The following is a 17,410-nucleotide window of genomic DNA, read 5'->3' on the forward strand; positions in this document are numbered from 1 at the left end:
CTTGCATAAGTTGTCTGACTTGCTCACCTTTGGGATAACTAATCATTTCTGAGAGCGACTTATCAACCGCAAACATTCCACTAGCTTCCAATCCTAATTTAATAGCTTTTATTTGATTGGATGAAGTAGTACAAAGAATTCGATGCTTATAAGTATAATTATAGCCGCCATAATAGTAGCCATAAATTATGATATGCTACTATATTACCCAACAAAAGTTCTGAAGTATTGCTCTTAACGATAAATTTTTGGTTTTATTTAGCCATTTACACAAAGAACTTGCTTAAGTGTTGCTACAACTTCAACTAAATCTAATTGACTAGCTATTGTTTCTTCTACGGCTTCAGGTTGATTCCATTTTTGATTACCAACTATTAGAAAAATTCTCTCGTCAGGATATTGGTTTTTGAATGCCTTAATCTTTGCTTGAAAAGACTCTACGGTGATATTATAACCATTCTTAATTTCAAACCAATAATCACAAACCCAAAAGTCAGGTGTAAATGTTGTCAATTGATTATCAATAAGTAGTGTAAAAGTTTTAGGTTCATACTCATAAGATAAACCATTCTGTAAAAGCCATAGTGCAAAATTATGCTCGTATGAGCTACGAACATAGTGACCAATATCTTTTCTAAAACCTCCTTTGCCAAATCCTGCTTTAGGGCTAAGTTTCAGACTTCCATTAGCAAAATTCTCTTTACGGACTCTTGATATAGTTGCACGATGAGATATTGATAAAGCTCGACCTGTACGTTGTAGATTAAATTTATATTTAGTTTCTTGAGTATGTTTATATCCCAAGTGAGATATTCTTTGTTGCTCAGATATAAATTTAGCTTTTTCAATTCCGTAAAATTCAATATTAGACTTACCCTGTCTGCAAATACTATGTTCACGTATAGCTCTGGTCTGACGTTTAGCAAGAGTGCCATCAGTTATGTGTGCTTTCTTTAAAGCTTCTGAGCGTAGTTTTCGAGTTTGTGCAGATTGAATATACACAGGATTAGGAATTTGATATTCTTTCATCCTGCGTACAAGGGTGCTTTTGGAAATACCAAGAATAGATGCTGTATCTGCTATGGTGTTTGATAAAAGCAGATGCTCAATTTTTTGCTGAGAGATATTGGTATAATGCTTCATTGAAAGTTGGATTACTCTCTACTAAAGTAATATACCATTTTAGAAGTTTTCTAGCCCTTTACACACACAACTTGTTTCAATGTAGCAACTATTTCAACAAGGTCTGTTTGTTGATTAATTACCTCATCTATCGGCTTATAAGCACCAGGAATTTCATCTAACACACCCTCATCTTTACGGCATTCTACGCCTTGAGTTTGCTCAATCAAATCATCAAGTGTGTAGACATTTTTTGCCTTATTTCTAGACATCAAACGCCCTGCACCATGAGAACAAGAACAGAAGCTGTGGGCATTACCTTTACCTTTAACGATGAAAGATTTTGCCCCCATCGAACCAGGAATAATCCCATAATCTTCAATCTGAGCGCGGACTGCACCCTTACGAGTAACGTATACATCCTCGTCAAAATGCACTTCTTTTTCGGCGTAATTATGATGACAATTAACTTGCAATAAAGGTTTAGTTGCTTTCCCACCTACCAGATGTTTTTCAACTATGTGCTTAAAACGCGCCATCATCACATCGCGGTTGACACGCGCATAGTTTTGTGACCATTGCAAATCATGCCAGTATGCTTGGAATTCTGGCGTACCAGCGACAAAGTGAGCCAAATCAGGGTCAGGTAATTTATTACCTGCCATTTTTGCTAATTCTCTGGCTGTGTGAATATGACACTGGGCGAGTTTATTGCCGATGTTACGCGAACCAGAATGCAGCATTAGCCAAACTTGATTCTCTGTATCAAGGCACACTTCAATAAAGTGATTTCCTCCACCTAGAGAACCCATCTGTTTCATCGCTTTACTTTGTAGGTCTTGCACGCCGCGATGCAAGTCTTTAAAATTATCCCAATATTGCCAGTTGCTAACAGATTTGTCAACGTCTTTGTTTTCGTTGAATCCAGTCGGAATTGTTGCTTCAATATCCAAGCGGATTTTCTTCAGTTTACCTTCTAGTTGTTCGGCGGTAAATGATGTTTTGATAGCGCTCATTCCACAACCAATATCTACACCAACAGCAGCAGGGATAATTGCCTCTTTGGTCGCAATTACAGAACCAACTAAAGCACCTTTTCCTAAATGAACATCTGGCATTAATGCCACGTGCTTAAACACAAATGGTAATGATGCGACATTTTTGGCCATCTTGGTTTCTTCTGACCCTAAAGAGTGATTTGCCCAAGATAATACGGGTGCTGGTGTGGTAATTTCTAACTTTTCGTAGGGCATAATTGTTTCTATTTTGGATTTTAAATTTTAGATTTTGGATTGGGCAAATTATCGGTATGACTTATAAACCATTACCTAGTCAATACTGTTCGGTTAAGGCAAGAGACGCGATAAATCGCCGTCTTTACAATATTTTATCCTTCGCAAAAACGCGATAAATCGCGTTTTTGCAATCTAGAATTTTCATCAAGAAACCTTAATTTAACCGTATTGATTACCTAGTTAGTTGTAACAATTTAAATGTTGTATTGTCTTTCATTTTACCTACTTAATTTTGATGAAGTTGAAGAACTACTTTTGGGCAGTAGCACCTTTATAATACAAATGTAGCTGAAAAGACTACAAGCGTCAAGTACATACCACAGAGAGAAAGCAGATGTTTGCTAAATGTATTAAAATTTGTAAATAAAATCACTTGAGTCTCAATAATCCTTAAACTTCTGACACAATATGGCAGTGCGTCAAGATACAATCTGGGAACGTTTTTTATCTCCTGTAGTGCGTCTTTTGATTGATGAAGACGGGTTACGGCGTTACGCTGATAGTATTGATTGGGAGAAAGAGGGCGATCGCTTCCGACGAGATGATGTCATAATTCCGTTGTACTACAACAGTCAAAATTTTCACGGAATTACAGGCGGATATCTCACTTACAATGCAGCAGTTACTTACGATCCGATTACTCAATATGTTCTTCCGCCTAATGAAACTATTGTCCGTCAGGCTTTAGTTGATGCCGTCAAGGTAAAACCACAACGCATACTCGATTTAGGCTGCGGCACAGGTTCCACTACTTTAATGTTAAAACGGGCTTTCCCCGAAGCGGAAGTTATTGGTTTGGATTTATCACCCTATATGCTGGTAAGGGCAGAAGATAAAGCTAGAAATGCTGGTTTAGATATAGTCTGGCGACATGGAAATGCTGAAAAAACTGGTTTGAGGGATGCAACATTTGACTTAGTGACAGCTTCTTTGCTATTCCACGAAACACCAGATGCGGTTTCCTTAGAAATTTTGCGGGAAAGCTTTAGGTTGCTGGTAACTGGAGGGCAAGTAGTAATTCTAGATGGAAATCAAAAGACTCTCCGGCAGTTAGAATGGCTGAATGATGTTTTTGAGGAGCCATATATTCGTGAGTATGCTGCTGGTAGCGTGGATGCGAATATGGGTGCAGCCGGATTTCAAGCTGTGCGATCGCAGGATGTATGGTGGATAAATCAGGTAACTAGCGGCGTAAAATCGATCGCAACTGAAAATGTCCGTCATTATACTCCCACATCAATAGATAATAATGATTTGGAGGGACTTGGATCTCCAGCATTTGGCATAATCGCATGAGTTTAAAGGCAGTTCTCTTTGATTTTAATGGTGTCATCATTAACGATGAGGCAATCCACCTGCAACTGATAGACGAGATTCTCATTGAAGAAAATCTCCAACCCCAAAAGGTGAGTGAGCGTCAAGCTTCTTTAGGACGCAGCGATCGCGCCTGTTTTGGGCAACTACTCGCTAATCGTGGTAGAGTAGGCGATGAAAAGTATTTAACTCAGTTGTTGTACCGCAAAGCAGAAGCCTATGTGGTGGAATTAGAGAAAATAGAGAAACTGCCTTTATATCCAGGTGTAGAAGATTTAATATTTCAGGTGCGATCGCGCAATCTGAAATTAGGATTAGTCAGTGGCGCTCTTCGCCAAGAAATAGAATTGGTACTCCATCGCGCCAAGCTAGCCCAATACTTTAAAATTATCGTCGCGGGTGATGACATCACCACCAGTAAACCAGAACCCGATGGTTATTTACTGGCGGTGAAACGTCTAAATAAAGAATATCCTGAATTAAACCTTCAACCACACGAGTGTCTGGCAATTGAAGATACTCCAGCCGGGATTGCAGCCGCAAAGCGATCGCAAATGCAAGTAGTTGGTGTAGCGAATACTTACCCATTCCACATGCTCCAGCGCTGCTGTAACTGGACTATTGATTATCTTAGTGATTTGGAACTCGAACGGGTGCAGAAACTTTATTCTCTAAAAGAGCCTCAGCCATCGGCAACTGAATGTTAGAATACTATTTGGTGATGGTGTATTTAGTTAATGAGTAATATTACTCTTGACTTTGCAAAGATTTTGGGGAATTAGCTCAGTTGGTAGAGTGCTGCGATCGCACCGCAGAGGCCATCGGTTCGAATCCGTTATTCTCCATTTGTACATTCGCACATTATATGTCGCATTTCGCAAATTAATGTCGTTTTTCTCAAATTGATGTCGCTGGGACTATTTTTCGGAGTCAATTCGATTATCCTGAGTTTTCGCAAATTAATGTCGTTTGATCTTACCATTGACTACACAATAAGTTATTAATCCAAGTGCATTATTCGATTATTTATATTTGTTCGATCGCAGCACTCCTTTCAACCCTCCCATGATCAGCCCTACTTTATAACCATTTTAAAGTCTTATTAAGACAAGTTAACAACCTATCTTCAACCCACCCCTAGTCGGGATGGTAATTGAAACCCAAAGACATTGCCCTGGCATCAAATACAACCTTTCAACCCACCCCTAGTCGGGATGGTAATTGAAACTAGTTCGTCATGCCAGAGTTACTACGTTTATTAAACTTTCAACCCACCCATAGTCGGGATGTACATTCGCCCATTATATGTCGCAATTTGCAGGTTATTTCAATGGGGTCATAGCAAAGACCACCGTCCGGACTTGGCACAAGTAAAATAATGCTATCAACATTAGACCCGTTAGGGATGCCAATTGCAACAGAAATATTGTCAGGAGAAAAAGCAGATGACCCGCTATATATTCCAGCAATTGAAAGAGTACGCTTAACAATAAAAAAATCAGGATTGCTATATAAGTGTTAACCATTTTGGAGTTTCAGGTTCGCCGCAATCTGGAGCAAAATAAAGAAAAGCTTGCTGGACTTTATGTTGGTAATCCTAAGCGAGAAGCAGCACGTCCAACTGCTGAAATACTTCTTGCTGTATTTAAAGAAATCACGCTGCTGTTGATTGAGGTTAAAAACGAAGTTTATGCTCATTTGACTGCCCTTTCACCCTTACAGCAGCGTCTTCTTATTTTACTTGGATTTTCAACCACCATTTATACTCAGCTTGGTGGTCAATCTTTCACCCCTGAGTAGCCTTTGTTCTAACTCCGGAAAAAATGGGCGAACCAGGAGTCATTATTTAACCAAGGACAAAGGACAAAGGACAAAGGACAAATGACAAATGACAAATGACTATCATTCATAATCCATGAGGACTTGTACCCAGCGCGGTGGACGGGGAATGGGGTTGCCTAGACGTTCAAAAAGCAACCATGCTGCGAGGTGTACGACAAAAAGGTAGATAAAATTGTTGAGTAAAATTAAAGCGATCGCTCCAACTTGAATCAAAAACACATTGGGACTAGCTAACAAACTCAGCTTCAAAAATACCCACTCAATGAACTCAGTAACTTGGGTAATCACATAAATCCATAGGTCTTCACCGGACAAAACAGACAGCAACCACAGCCGAAAGAAAACCCCCAAAGTACCCAACAGCGTACCCAAGGTGATAGAAACAATCCAGGGAACACGACGACGATACCATGTCGCTCCTAAAAGCACGCCCATAAATCCGTAGGGCATGACAAACAACAAACTGCGGGCTGGCCCCATTAGTACCGTCAGCAGTAACCCAGAGGTGAGTGCTGCCATCCATGCCGCACGCTTACCCCAACGCAGATAAACTAGAGCGATCGGCACCGGAAAAAATATCCGCAAAACTGGCCCCAAGGGAAAGTAGAAATTAATAAACCAAATTAAGCTAGCAGTACTGGCTAAAAATGCCGTTTCTACCATCCTTAAGGGCGCATCAGCCTTGAGTTTAGGAGGCATTAACTGCTGTTCTTTGTCTAACCAATGATTGTGGGGAGTTGGAGATTTAGGCGATGGATCTTCCTCCGGTTCATCTGGCAGAGAATCTAAAATACTCATATTTAACAAGTTTCTAAACGATCATTCTTTCCAAAGCTGACAAGTCGGGAATACAAATAGTGTCTTGATCCCGTTTAATCAAGCCTTTTTTTTCTAACCTTGTCAACACTCGTGTTACAGTTTCTCGTGCCAGTCCGCTCAAGCTACTCAATTCCCGATGAGGTAAATTCGGGATTTCGGTTCCTGTTTGCCCTTTTTTTCCCTGTCCTTCTGCCAAAAATAGCAACGTATCTGCCACCCGTGACTGGCTATCAGATTCCCGCAACCGCAATCGGCGATTTACTTGCCGCAAACGTCGCGCCATTAGTTGCGCCAATCGAACTCCTGCCAAGGGTTCTATATGAAGTAACTTGACAAAATCCTGAGCAGGCATACTGCCAATTACCGTTGGGGCCAAGGTAATCACATCTGTGGATCGAGGGACTTCATCTAGCGCTGCCATTTCACCAAACAATTCTCCTTTACCAAGAATATTCAGCGTTACCTCTTTTCCTTCCAAATTGTAGGTGCGAATTTTCACCCATCCGTCCATAATAAAATACACAGAACCACCCCAGTCATTTTCTAGCAGAATCACCTGATTGGCTGGGTGAGTGCGGGTGACAAGATGAATGAGGGCTGATTCCACAGCAGGTTCTGGCAACCCTTGAAAAAAGGGAGCCGAGGCGATCATCCAGGGACTAGCCTGTGCTTGCAAGCTATATCGGTCTTCCATTACGACATTTTTATTCAAGCTGCTATATACACACAACAAACAAGAGCGCCATTTTCAGCCTCAACCATCAAGGCACAGTTCCCTTTGAGAGAGAAAACTAAACTATGCTACATAAGAAAGCGATAAGAACGTTTTTCTGAACAATCTTTACCTATAAGTAAAAACGTGGTAAAAGTTTTGCAAAAAGTAGTTTTTAGCCGGCAGTTGTATTGCTTAGGGGCTAGCTGCACTGCAAACTTGATTAGTTAAAAATATAGGCAAACAACATCAATGATACTAAAGGGAGTAAATTATTGCTCAGGTATTTTACCGATTTTCAAAAATAGGCAACCAATGAGCGGCAAAACTTCTGAATGAAGGCATGAGACAGGAGATTGAGATTTATCTGTTGCTCTCAACCTCATCTAATTGCAAGCAAGCTACAAAATTGCAGGTTTTGGCGCGAGACTTAAATTCCTGTTCGCTTACTTTGGTCGCTGCAAGAGACAGAGCGTAGATTTCTCTCTCTTAGAACTACCTTTTTTGTTAACCAAACCCTGACTGAAGATTGCCACGACTCCCAGTAATCCATAACATAATGACAGTCACAAGTCCAAGCAGTGGCTATTGCCACTCAAAACCTTGGTGATTGTAAAGTAATTGTCACATTAGTGAACATCCGTTTTTAGGTAGGGTAATAAAAGTGACTTCCAGTGCAGATGAAATTCAAAAGCTGATCGCAGACATTGACAACTTACTTGCCAGTGGGGGCAAGCGTTTGTCTAGATTTCTACCTGGTCAGGCGCAGGAGCCTAAAGAGGTTTTAGAACGAATTCGCAACTTCTTGGTGAGGCTCCAAGAAAAAGAAGCATTAGAGAGCGGCATCCCAAATCAGTCTTCTGAAGAACCGCGTTCGCCCTTGGCGTTGGCGGAGCCATCGCCTTTATTAACAAAATTTATTGATCGAGGTTATAACCAGTATCCACTACCGCCTCTCAAACCAAATCAGGAAGAGAGTTCTGTTGTAAGCGGACAATTAAAAAGTGAATTTTCGAGTTTGATCCAGCCATTGCGATCGGAATTAGAAAGGCTGTTGCAAGAGCAAGCCACTCTCATACAGGAAATTCGGCAGCTAGAGCAAAGGCGATTGCAAAACTACTCCTTAGCGCAGCAGTTGACAAATCAGGATCAAATGATTACCGAGTTTTTACAAGTACTCATGAGTCGCCTTGTGCCAACTTTAACGCCACTTTTAGCACCAAGGGGGGAAATTTCTGCCATTTCTTCAGGAGTAATTAATCAGGTAAACTCAGAATCAGCAACCTCTGTAACTCAACCTTTATTAGAATCAGCAGACCGTGTGGAGCAGTTAACCCAGCTAGCTAGAGAGTTGGATCAACGCTTATTATCACTAGATGGGACTGTAAATGTAGTATTTGAGGCACTACAGCGCAATATTAATACTTATTACGAATCACTGTCGCAAGCACTGGCAAGGATGCATAGCAAGGGAATGCAAGGCGAACAGTTGATGTCCAGCTTTCTCAATAATTTGACCCAGCATTTACAGCAACAATCCCCTAATTCTCCATCATCTATCTCAGTAGGAGAATCTGATATATTACCATCATTGCCTGAGCTAGCCGAGATCGCTGCTGAAACTGCGCCCCGACCTTTGGAGCAAATCCTGCCAGAAATTTCATTTCCACCGACAATTAATTCTGAGCAAATCCCGCTAGAAACTTCACCTCCACTGATAATTAATTCTGAGCAACAGGATACGACCCTCACAGAGGATTTAGATGCAGTGCTGTTGCAGCTTGGTATAGACTCGTCTCAATCTTCTGAAACCCCGATCGAATTAACACAAGATATTTCTGCATTAGTTGGTGATGAAGTAGACCAACTTTACGCCAGTTTGTTTGGTACTGGTGATGTTAATAATCTCAGTCTTGATGTAGCCACAAATGACTTATCTGCTTCCACAGCTTTCCAATCAACGTTGAATATCGCTGAGAGTCCATCTGTCCCTCCAACTGAGGATTCTGCGGTTGTGATACCAGATACAGGTATTTCAGCCCAAGAGACTTTAGTAGAAACCACAGACTTATCACCACAGCCACAGGAAGAACTATTTTTTGAAGAGGATACTGACCTCGATTCGCCTTTTAGCTTTCCTACACCACAAACAGACAGTTCCCCCACACAACTCGACCCTCAGCCAGGTAGTTTTTTTGAAGAGGATACTGACTTCGATTCGCCTTTTAGCTCTCCTACACCACAAACAGACAGTTCCCCTACTCAACTTGACACTCAGCTACCAGCTAGTGTTGATACAATTAATACCCTAACTGAGCTATTGCCCGATACAGTTAGTGAGCAAGAAGTGCTGGAAGTAGAAGTTTCATCCTTTGTGGATAGTGGTACAACTACAGCACCAGTTACTCCAGAAGTAGCAGAAATTGCGTTGGCAAAGCCTACCGTTGGCGTAGCCTCTCCAAGAGTTGGTATCGCTCCACCAGAAATATTGATCGACAACGATCAGCCAGAACCGTTTGTAGATAACTACATTGCTGCTTCGCCTCAAGAAAACTTGCTCTATGTTGAGTCAAACCAGTCTCCAGGCGTATCTGATATTTCTTTAGATGAAGAACAGTTGCAGCAATTAGATCGGGATTTAGCTAATTTTGATCGACAGCTAAATTCTGAGTCGCAGCCACCTACCAACTTCGATATTTCCTCGGAACTGATTGATAAAACTCAAGACACAATCCCCACAACTCCCCCTGAGTCGCAAACAGAAAATACCTCAACTGCGACTTTATCCACTTTGGCAGTTCCCCAGGTCGAAACTGAGGAAAAAAAGGAAGTCACAACTCCCATTCAAGACAGTTCTTTACCTTCAATTTCTAACTCCATCAACAATCCAGAAGTTTCGCTCCATGTTGGAGAGTCAGTTTGGTATTTAGGAATTGATTTAGGTACAACAGGAATTTCTGCTACATTATTAAATCGCTCTACTTTTGTTGTACATCCTATATACTGGTCAGCAGAAAATCCGTCGAAAACAAGTTCATTTCAGCAATCATTTCGTTTACCAACAGAGGTTTATCTTCCTACAGCTTCTATACCTCAAGGAGAAAATGAAAGCATCGAAGTCCACGATCAGGCAGTACCTGCGGCTGTTGCTCAAGATAAAACGCCCGATCGCTCGGCTTCCACTCCTACAACAACTAGACCAACAGCAGATTCAACAACAAATAATCTCTACTCGGCACAGTTGAAGCCCTATTTACAAGTAGCTATTCCCTACAAGAGTGAACGGCAAAAATGGGAACCTGTTTTGCAATTAAATGAATTTTCAGCAGGGCCTTTAATTTGGGTTGTGCGATCGCTATCTAAGCTACTATTAACCCTAAAATCTGAAAAAACAAGTACCACCCCTAATTTAATGGCTGCTGCTATTGGGATCGGCGAATCAGATTTTCCGCAGATTATCAATAATATTGCTGGTGTAATTTGCACCTGTCCATCTAGTTGGTCGGAACAATACCGTTTTAACGTGCGGGAAGCTTTACTTACTAGCAAACTTATCCAACATCCACAGCAAGTCTTTTTTGTGGAAGAAGCGATCGCTAGTTTACTCCCAGAACTTGATGCTGCTAACGGTGAGCAAGTAAAATTAAGCCAATCTCAAGGTTCTCAGCCTGCAAAAACTAGCGAACATCCCATTGTTGGTAACACCCTGGTAATTAATATTGGGACAACTGCCACAGAAATGTTGCTAGTCGATGTCCCAGAAAGCCTACTGCAATTGACATACAATGATTTCATGCTCCACGGTTTTGCTTATGCTGGCAAAGGAATTGAACAAGATATTATTTGCCAGCTACTATTGCCACCGAAATCTCGGCAATCACGCAGAGAAACGCAAGATCGCAAAACTACCAGCAGTAATCCTTGGCAATGGCAACCCTCAATTCCCGGTTTAGACCAAATGCGTTGGCAGAGTTTAGGGTTGGAAGAATTACAACTACCTAGAGTCGGAGAACCAGATATCACGGCACGGATTCGCCTCCAGCAGCGTCTAGAGAGTTCTTTACTGGGACAGGCAGTATTAGACGCGGCACTAGCCCTGAAGCTGATTTTGCAACACCAAGATTCTTTTACTCTAGAATTAGCCGATCAGCAATGGATTTTGCAGCGACGAGACTTAGAAAGCCAGGTATTTATCCCCTTTGTGCGCCGCCTGAACCGAGAACTCAACAAAATATTGGTAGCTCGTGGCATCCCCACAGAATCCATTAATCAAGCTATCTTGACTGGTGGCGTGGCTTGTGTTGGGACAGTAAACCGTTGGTTAAGGCAAAAACTCCCTAGTGCCAAGATTATCCAAGATTTATATCTCGGCGAAAATGGTTCTCCTAATTGCAGCCGGGTTGCTTATGGTTTGGCGATGCTGCCTTTACATCCCCAGATATTAGATATACCCAGGCAACAGTACACTGATTATTTCTTATTTACCGAATTGCTGCGATTGCTACCAGAACGCCCCTTATCTTTCGGTGAAGTTATCCAGTTATTTGAGGGTCGCGGGATCAATACTCGCACTTGTCAGGAACGCCTGCTGGCTTTTTTGGAAGGTGAACTGCCTTCGGGATTAATCCCTTCACTTACAGATTCGACTTGGCTAACCCAGAGTTCACAAGAAAATCCTGACTATCAGGCGATCGCCACAACACCACTTTTTGAAAAACAAGGGAGTCTCACCTATCGTCCCAATTCCCAACAACTGTTATTTTTGCGTCGCTATCTAGATGCGATCAAGGCTAGTAATCAGCAATCGCTGGAGGAACCATATACAGTGAATTTCGCCTTAGAGGTTCATTATTGAGACTAGTGCATCACGCTAGAAACAAGAATACTACTCAAAATTCAAAATGCTTACGCTATAAGCATTTTGAATTTTTGGAAGTGTACCTCTAAAACTATCTTTTTTATCTGATGTCAAAAATACTGTAAATTTACAATATGTTACTTTAATTAAAAGATTCTGTAAACTTTGGGTTTACAGCGTTTGTTTCGCTTCTATTTTGTGTAGGTTACTACTCAGTAGTAGCGACAAAAATAGTAAAAACTGCCTATAAGTTATCTCCATATCTACACTACTAATGCAAAAATCCCTGTTGTAAAATAAGTTAGCCTTTGTGAATAATCTTTCTCTTTATTCAATTAATTGTTCGCAACAGCCTTTACATGCGTCAACTTTAAGCGTGAGAAAACGGTTAATTGACATTGTTGGAGCCATTGTGGGGCTGATTATTACATTTATGGTAGCAATTCCTGTAGCGATCGCTACCTTTATTGACAAGCCAAGTCCAATATTTTATTCGCAAATTCGCTGTGGTTTGAACGGAAAAACTTTTCGCATCTGGAAATTCCGTTCGATGATCGTTGATGCCGATAAATTCAAGCATTTGGTAAAAAACCAAGCCAAAGGTCACATCTTTAAATCTATTGACGATCCTCGCATTACCCCTGTGGGTAAGTTTTTGCGGCGTACCAGTTTAGACGAATTTCCCCAATTTTGGAATGTTCTGGTAGGAGACATGAGTTTAGTTGGTACTCGTCCACCCACTCCTGATGAAGTCAGTAATTACGATCCACACCACTGGGAGAGATTACGAGTTAAACCAGGTATGACTGGAGAATGGCAGGCTAATGGTCGTTCGAGTATTTCAGACTTTGAAACCATTGTCAAGATGGATATAGATTATCAACGCAAGTGGTCTGTAACTTATGATCTGAGTCTAATTTTTAAAACTATCTGGGTGGTATTGAAAAAGACTGGTGCTTATTGAATTAGTCATTAGTCATTAGTCATTATCCGCCTTTTCGCATCTCCACTTTTTTATTCAACCTTTGACACCGCTACCAGTTTCCGTGGGAACAATGTAACGTTGTAGAAATAAAAATAATAATAATACTGGAGCGATCGCAATTAGAGAACCCGCAGCTACCAATCTCCAGTCAAGAGAAAATGTCCCCGCTAGCTTGGCGACTCCTAAAGGAAGAGTGTATAAATTTTCGTCTTGGATGACAATTAAAGGCCACAAAAAGTCACTCCAAGCACCAATGAATACAAAAATAGCTAAAGTTACCAATGCTGGGCGAACTGCCGGTAACATTATATGCCACCACAATCCTAACTCTGAACTGCCATCCATTCGGGCGGCTTCTTCTATCTCTTTCGGGACACTCATAAAAGCTTGGCGTAACAGAAAAATGCCAAAGGCAGAAGCTAAACTAGGAAAAATCATCCCTAAATAACTATTCGTCAAACCCAACTGGACTGTCAAAATATAAAGGGGAATCATCACGATTTGGAAGGGAATCATAATCGTCGAGACAATCGCTACAAAAATCCAGTCTCGCCCTACAAATGACAATCTTGCCAAGGGATAGGCAGCTAAAGCGCAAAATAGTAGATTTAAGCCAACCGTTAGCACTGATACCAAAGTACTGTTATACAGGTATTGCCCAAAGGGTAGAGAGTTCCACACACTAACAAAATTATCTAGTGTCGGTTGACTAGGTAATAACTGTGGCGGCGACTGTAAGATATTTTCCGTAGGCGATTTCAAGGCTGTGCTAACTAGCCACAGTAAAGGAAAGAGCATCACCAGTGCGATCGCTCCCAATAGCGCATACATTAGCAGATTTTGCGATCGGGATTTTTTCCAGTTCAGCATTTGATTAATAATTTTCTGAGTTTTGTAAATATTTCGTTTTTAATGTATGTCTAGCTCTAGTTTTAATAATATTTAATTGGTCAACTTGCATCAATAATCTGTCTAGAATTTGAGTTTCTTCCTTTGACAAGTTATTTTCAGAATTTTTAATTAGTAACTCCTGTAATTGTATTTGGGATTTGGCAAATAAAGAGCTTTCTGCTAAAGCTTGCAACTCATCTTGGCTTAAACCAATCAATAATTTAGAATCTATAGATAAGTTAGTTAGTTGTTGGTAATTTTCTAAATCTAACAGTACTCCAACTTTATCTACCTGTGCGTTAGTGACATACTGAACTGAGTCAGACATAGGTTTACTTGATGATTTGATTAATTTTATCTTAACCTATCATCAAAAATCTGGTTAAAGCAATTCACCTAATTCTGTTATAGAATTTATTCAGGTATGAGTCTAATTAAGTTTCTTCACTTTCCGAACTCCCTAATTCTTCTAGCACATCAAAGAAGTCGTTCATTAGTTTTGCATCAAATTCTTTTACATCACTCCATGTTTGACGATATCTTGTGCCTCATAATAAGAAATACTCAAAGCCTTTTTTAAAATTCCAATTGATTTGGCTTTTGAATAATTACTCAATCTCAAGAACTTAATAACAGATTCTTTATCTGCGGATTCAATCAACATATTATTCAGCTTTTCAGTTAGTTCACTATCTTCATCCATAAGTTTGTCTCAAATTGACAAAAGGTATTGTGTTGCATAAATTAAACATTTATCAGATTTTTTGAGCTATTATCCGCATAAAAATCATCTCCAGCAGTCCTAAAATCATTTGTTAAAAACAAGATTCCTGACTTCTTAGAGAAGTCGGGAATCTGAAGCTTTCAAATTTCATTAATCAGATATAATTGCTAGAAACTGAGATACTGGTTTGAAGCTAATTTACAGTGGTTAATCTTCAAGCGCTACATAAGGTTGTGGTTCCCGCGAACGTTGGGCAATTTGTTCTCGTCGGTACTTTGCAAGTTCGCTATAAAGCCTCTTGCGAGAGAGATTGACACTGCCAACAGGCTCATGGTCTAGCAATGTATGCCAAGGGGAAAACAGCGAACCCTCATCTAAACGTTTGCGTTCTTCAAAGTCAAATTTCTGACTGAAAATGCGGACAGTTGCAACTTTAATAAATGGTGAATCTGCTTCTTGCCATTCTATAACATGGTCTTCAATCGGCGTTTTTTCATCATCTACATAAAACTGAATGAAGAAGTCAAAAGATGCTTCTCGACCTTCTTCAGTCAAATATTTGACTATTGTTTCCCGGAGATAATTTTCTGATTCGGGAAGTGTTTCGGGTGGTTGTTCCGGCTGTTGAGATTTGACAGATAGTTTTACAATGCGATTCCCAAACTTAAATGGAGCCATACTCCAATATTGAATCAAAAGCGGATTTCCGACTTTATTGCTGCCAATTTTTTGTAAGATTGCAAAGGCGTAACCAAGTTCCTGCAAGCGCTCTGGGCTAAGTTGTCCGCTCCCGGCTCTGGAAAGATCGGCGTAATCACGAACATCTTTGGTCAAGAAAATCGGATAATTGTTGAGGATAAAATCTTGAGTTTTTTCTTCATCATCCAGTACTTTTTGCCCGTCTACATTCATCACCTTGATGGCGATACCGCGAACATCCGGCTGGCTATCGGAGGTGAATTCACCACGCTTTTTAGGCGAACCACCACTAGAGAAACGAATCCATGCAGGATAGGTTTGGGGCGTTTTGAACAAACCTACTCTCAAGTCTTCAGGAAGATTGGGTTCAATAATAAACTCTCCTCCAAGGAGTCCATGACTTTTGCTATGAATTTGGCGGAGGTCTGGGCCTGTTTTTTGTTGAGCTTGGAGACTATTTGCAATAATCTCGTCAATTATTGCTTCCTGCTCAGTGGTAGATGATGTTGGGTTAGTCATAAATATTTGATGATGTGTCTTCATCATCCTGAATCCTTAGCCTTTCCTAGTCAATCCGGTTTCCGTAGAAACAGCTTGTAATGGTTTATCCCAAGATTCAATAAGTATTTGAGACAAATAGGCGAAATCAAAGACAATTCCGATAGTCGGCTTTGTCTGCCACTGCGGTAAACTGAGCAAGCGATCGTAATATCCGCCGCCATAACCTAAACGATATCCTTGATAGTCACAAGCTACACTGGGGACAAGAATCAAATCTACTTCGGCAGCATCTAAGATGCGAGCGTCGGGGTGTGGTTCAGTAATGCCATAAGCGCCACTTTGGACAGAATCGCCAGGTGTCCAAATATGCCAACACAGGGATTTATCAACGCAGCGAGGAAATCCCCAACGGTATTTGGTGTTTGCAAATAGTGGACTGAGGTCAGGTTCTTGGCGAAAGCTAAAATACGCAAGTATTGTTTTTGCTTGGGTGAATAAAGTAGAGTTTTGTAAATGAGAGCATAAGCGATCGCTTTTTTCTCTCCATTCTCCAACGGACATTGATTGACGTGTTTTAAGTAGAGTGCGGCGTAGTTCTGTTTTATTTAATTGATGATTAACTTTGTCCATAAAAATTTATACCGTCAAACAAATAAGCTGGGCATCGCCCAGCTTATAAGAGCCTACATTAACTAATACATTGTTATGCAGCGTGTTGACGATACCACTCAATGGTATTCTTTAACCCTTCCTCAAAGCCCACCTGAGCAGTGAAGTTAAAGGCTTGTTTTGCCCGTTCAGTATCCAAACAACGGCGGGGTTGACCATTAGGCTTGTCAGTTTGCCAAACAATCTCACCCTTAAACTCCATTAATTTACAAATTAGAGTTATTAAATCAAGGATGGAGATTTCGTAACCCGTTCCCAAGTTAACTGGTTCCAAGTCGTTATAGAATTGAGTTCCCATAACAATTCCCCGTGCTGCATCTTCTGAATACAGAAACTCGCGGGTAGGACTGCCATCACCCCAAACTGGGAGTTGCTTTTCTCCGTTAATTTGGGCTTCGTGAACTTTGCGAATTAAGGCTGGAATAACGTGGGAACTTCCAGGGTCAAAGTTATCTTCTGGGCCATATAAATTCACTGGCAGTAGGTAAATTCCATTAAAACCGTACTGCTGGCGGTAAGATTGCAATTGAACTAAAAGCGCTTTTTTAGCAATTCCGTAAGGGGCATTAGTTTCTTCTGGGTAGCCATTCCAAAGATCGTCTTCTTTAAATGGCACTGGGGTAAATTTAGGATAGGCGCAGATAGTGCCAACACAAACAAATTTTTCTACTCCAGCTTGATAGGCAGCGTGAATTAGGTGCGTACCCATGATCAAGTTATCGTAAAACAACTCTGCGGGTTTTTCACGGTTTAGACCGATGCCACCCACATGAGCCGCTAAGTGGATAATTATGTCTTGTTGATCAACTGCCCGTTGGCTATTTTCCCATACACGTAGATCGCAATCGCGCGATCGCACTATTGTAATCTTCTCACGATCGGCCCCTGCTTTACACAGTTGATCTATCACCTGACGACCTAGAAATCCCGACCCACCAGTGACGAGAATTCGTTGATTTTTTAGTTCTAAGGCGGTCAT

At 40.9% G+C, this 17,410-nt stretch carries 14 protein-coding genes, 1 tRNA gene and 1 pseudogene; 6 read left to right on the top strand and 10 right to left on the bottom strand.

The window, feature by feature from the left end; translation table 11 throughout:
* Positions 1–258: 258 nt before the first annotated feature.
* A complete protein-coding gene (locus V7K38_RS17785; RefSeq protein ID WP_334859718.1) occupies positions 259–1,143 on the bottom strand; it encodes a hypothetical protein in 885 nt (294 codons plus the stop codon).
* 50 nt (positions 1,144–1,193) lie between these two features.
* Positions 1,194–2,375 (bottom strand): RtcB family protein, encoded by a 1,182-nt coding sequence (locus V7K38_RS17790; RefSeq protein WP_334859719.1) that lies wholly within the window; start codon positions 2,373–2,375, stop codon positions 1,194–1,196.
* A 450-nt stretch (positions 2,376–2,825) separates the two neighbouring features.
* On the opposite strand from V7K38_RS17790, the gene V7K38_RS17795 reads away from it, so the two are divergent.
* The 4 genes and pseudogenes from V7K38_RS17795 to V7K38_RS17810 all read left to right on the top strand — a co-directional run.
* Entirely contained in the window at positions 2,826–3,713 is an 888-nt protein-coding gene (locus V7K38_RS17795) for a class I SAM-dependent methyltransferase (RefSeq protein WP_334859720.1), read from the top strand.
* A complete protein-coding gene (locus V7K38_RS17800) occupies positions 3,710–4,438 on the top strand; it encodes an HAD family hydrolase (protein ID WP_334859721.1) in 729 nt (242 codons plus the stop codon). Before V7K38_RS17795 ends, V7K38_RS17800 begins: the two co-directional genes overlap by 4 nt.
* A gap of 65 nt (positions 4,439–4,503) precedes the next feature.
* Positions 4,504–4,576: transfer RNA gene (locus V7K38_RS17805), tRNA-Ala, on the top strand.
* Between the two features lie 670 nt (positions 4,577–5,246).
* A pseudogene (locus V7K38_RS17810) lies at positions 5,247–5,531 on the top strand (IS1634 family transposase); the annotation flags it as partial.
* 102 nt (positions 5,532–5,633) lie between these two features.
* Here V7K38_RS17810 and V7K38_RS17815 read toward each other — a convergent pair.
* Together V7K38_RS17815 and V7K38_RS17820 are read right to left on the bottom strand one after the other, a co-directional pair.
* Positions 5,634–6,371: a DUF2232 domain-containing protein gene (locus tag V7K38_RS17815; protein WP_334859723.1), complete on the bottom strand. Its 738-nt coding sequence runs from the start codon at positions 6,369–6,371 to the stop codon at positions 5,634–5,636.
* Positions 6,372–6,384: 13 nt separating this feature from the next.
* Positions 6,385–7,086, bottom strand: a complete 702-nt coding sequence (locus tag V7K38_RS17820; RefSeq protein WP_334859747.1) for a Crp/Fnr family transcriptional regulator — start codon at positions 7,084–7,086, stop codon at positions 6,385–6,387.
* Between the two features lie 682 nt (positions 7,087–7,768).
* On the opposite strand from V7K38_RS17820, the gene V7K38_RS17825 reads away from it, so the two are divergent.
* Together V7K38_RS17825 and V7K38_RS17830 are read left to right on the top strand one after the other, a co-directional pair.
* The gene (locus V7K38_RS17825) at positions 7,769–11,959 is read left to right on the top strand and encodes a hypothetical protein (RefSeq protein ID WP_334859724.1); all 4,191 of its coding nucleotides are present in this window, start codon (positions 7,769–7,771) and stop codon (positions 11,957–11,959) included.
* A 313-nt stretch (positions 11,960–12,272) separates the two neighbouring features.
* The gene (locus V7K38_RS17830) at positions 12,273–12,926 is read left to right on the top strand and encodes a sugar transferase (protein WP_334859725.1); all 654 of its coding nucleotides are present in this window, start codon (positions 12,273–12,275) and stop codon (positions 12,924–12,926) included.
* Positions 12,927–12,980: 54 nt separating this feature from the next.
* Here V7K38_RS17830 and V7K38_RS17835 read toward each other — a convergent pair whose 3' ends face one another.
* From V7K38_RS17835 to V7K38_RS17860, 6 genes are all read right to left on the bottom strand, one after another.
* Positions 12,981–13,817, bottom strand: a complete 837-nt coding sequence (locus V7K38_RS17835; RefSeq protein WP_322640708.1) for a carbohydrate ABC transporter permease — start codon at positions 13,815–13,817, stop codon at positions 12,981–12,983.
* A 4-nt stretch (positions 13,818–13,821) separates the two neighbouring features.
* Entirely contained in the window at positions 13,822–14,166 is a 345-nt protein-coding gene (locus V7K38_RS17840) for a hypothetical protein (protein ID WP_334859727.1), read from the bottom strand.
* A gap of 186 nt (positions 14,167–14,352) precedes the next feature.
* Positions 14,353–14,541 carry a hypothetical protein gene (locus V7K38_RS17845; RefSeq protein ID WP_334859728.1) on the bottom strand — a complete coding sequence of 63 codons (189 nt, stop codon included), beginning with the start codon at positions 14,539–14,541 and terminating at the stop codon, positions 14,353–14,355.
* A gap of 228 nt (positions 14,542–14,769) precedes the next feature.
* Entirely contained in the window at positions 14,770–15,780 is a 1,011-nt protein-coding gene (locus V7K38_RS17850; protein WP_334859729.1) for a catalase family protein, read from the bottom strand.
* Between the two features lie 36 nt (positions 15,781–15,816).
* Entirely contained in the window at positions 15,817–16,392 is a 576-nt protein-coding gene (locus V7K38_RS17855) for a 5-formyltetrahydrofolate cyclo-ligase (protein ID WP_334859730.1), read from the bottom strand.
* Between the two features lie 73 nt (positions 16,393–16,465).
* Complete coding sequence (locus V7K38_RS17860; protein WP_334859731.1) at positions 16,466–17,410, bottom strand: GDP-L-fucose synthase family protein; 945 nt, start codon at positions 17,408–17,410, stop codon at positions 16,466–16,468.

Origin of the sequence: Nostoc sp., assembly GCF_036917465.1 — a bacterium.
In the GTDB taxonomy this organism is placed as follows: domain Bacteria; phylum Cyanobacteriota; class Cyanobacteriia; order Cyanobacteriales; family Nostocaceae; genus Nostoc.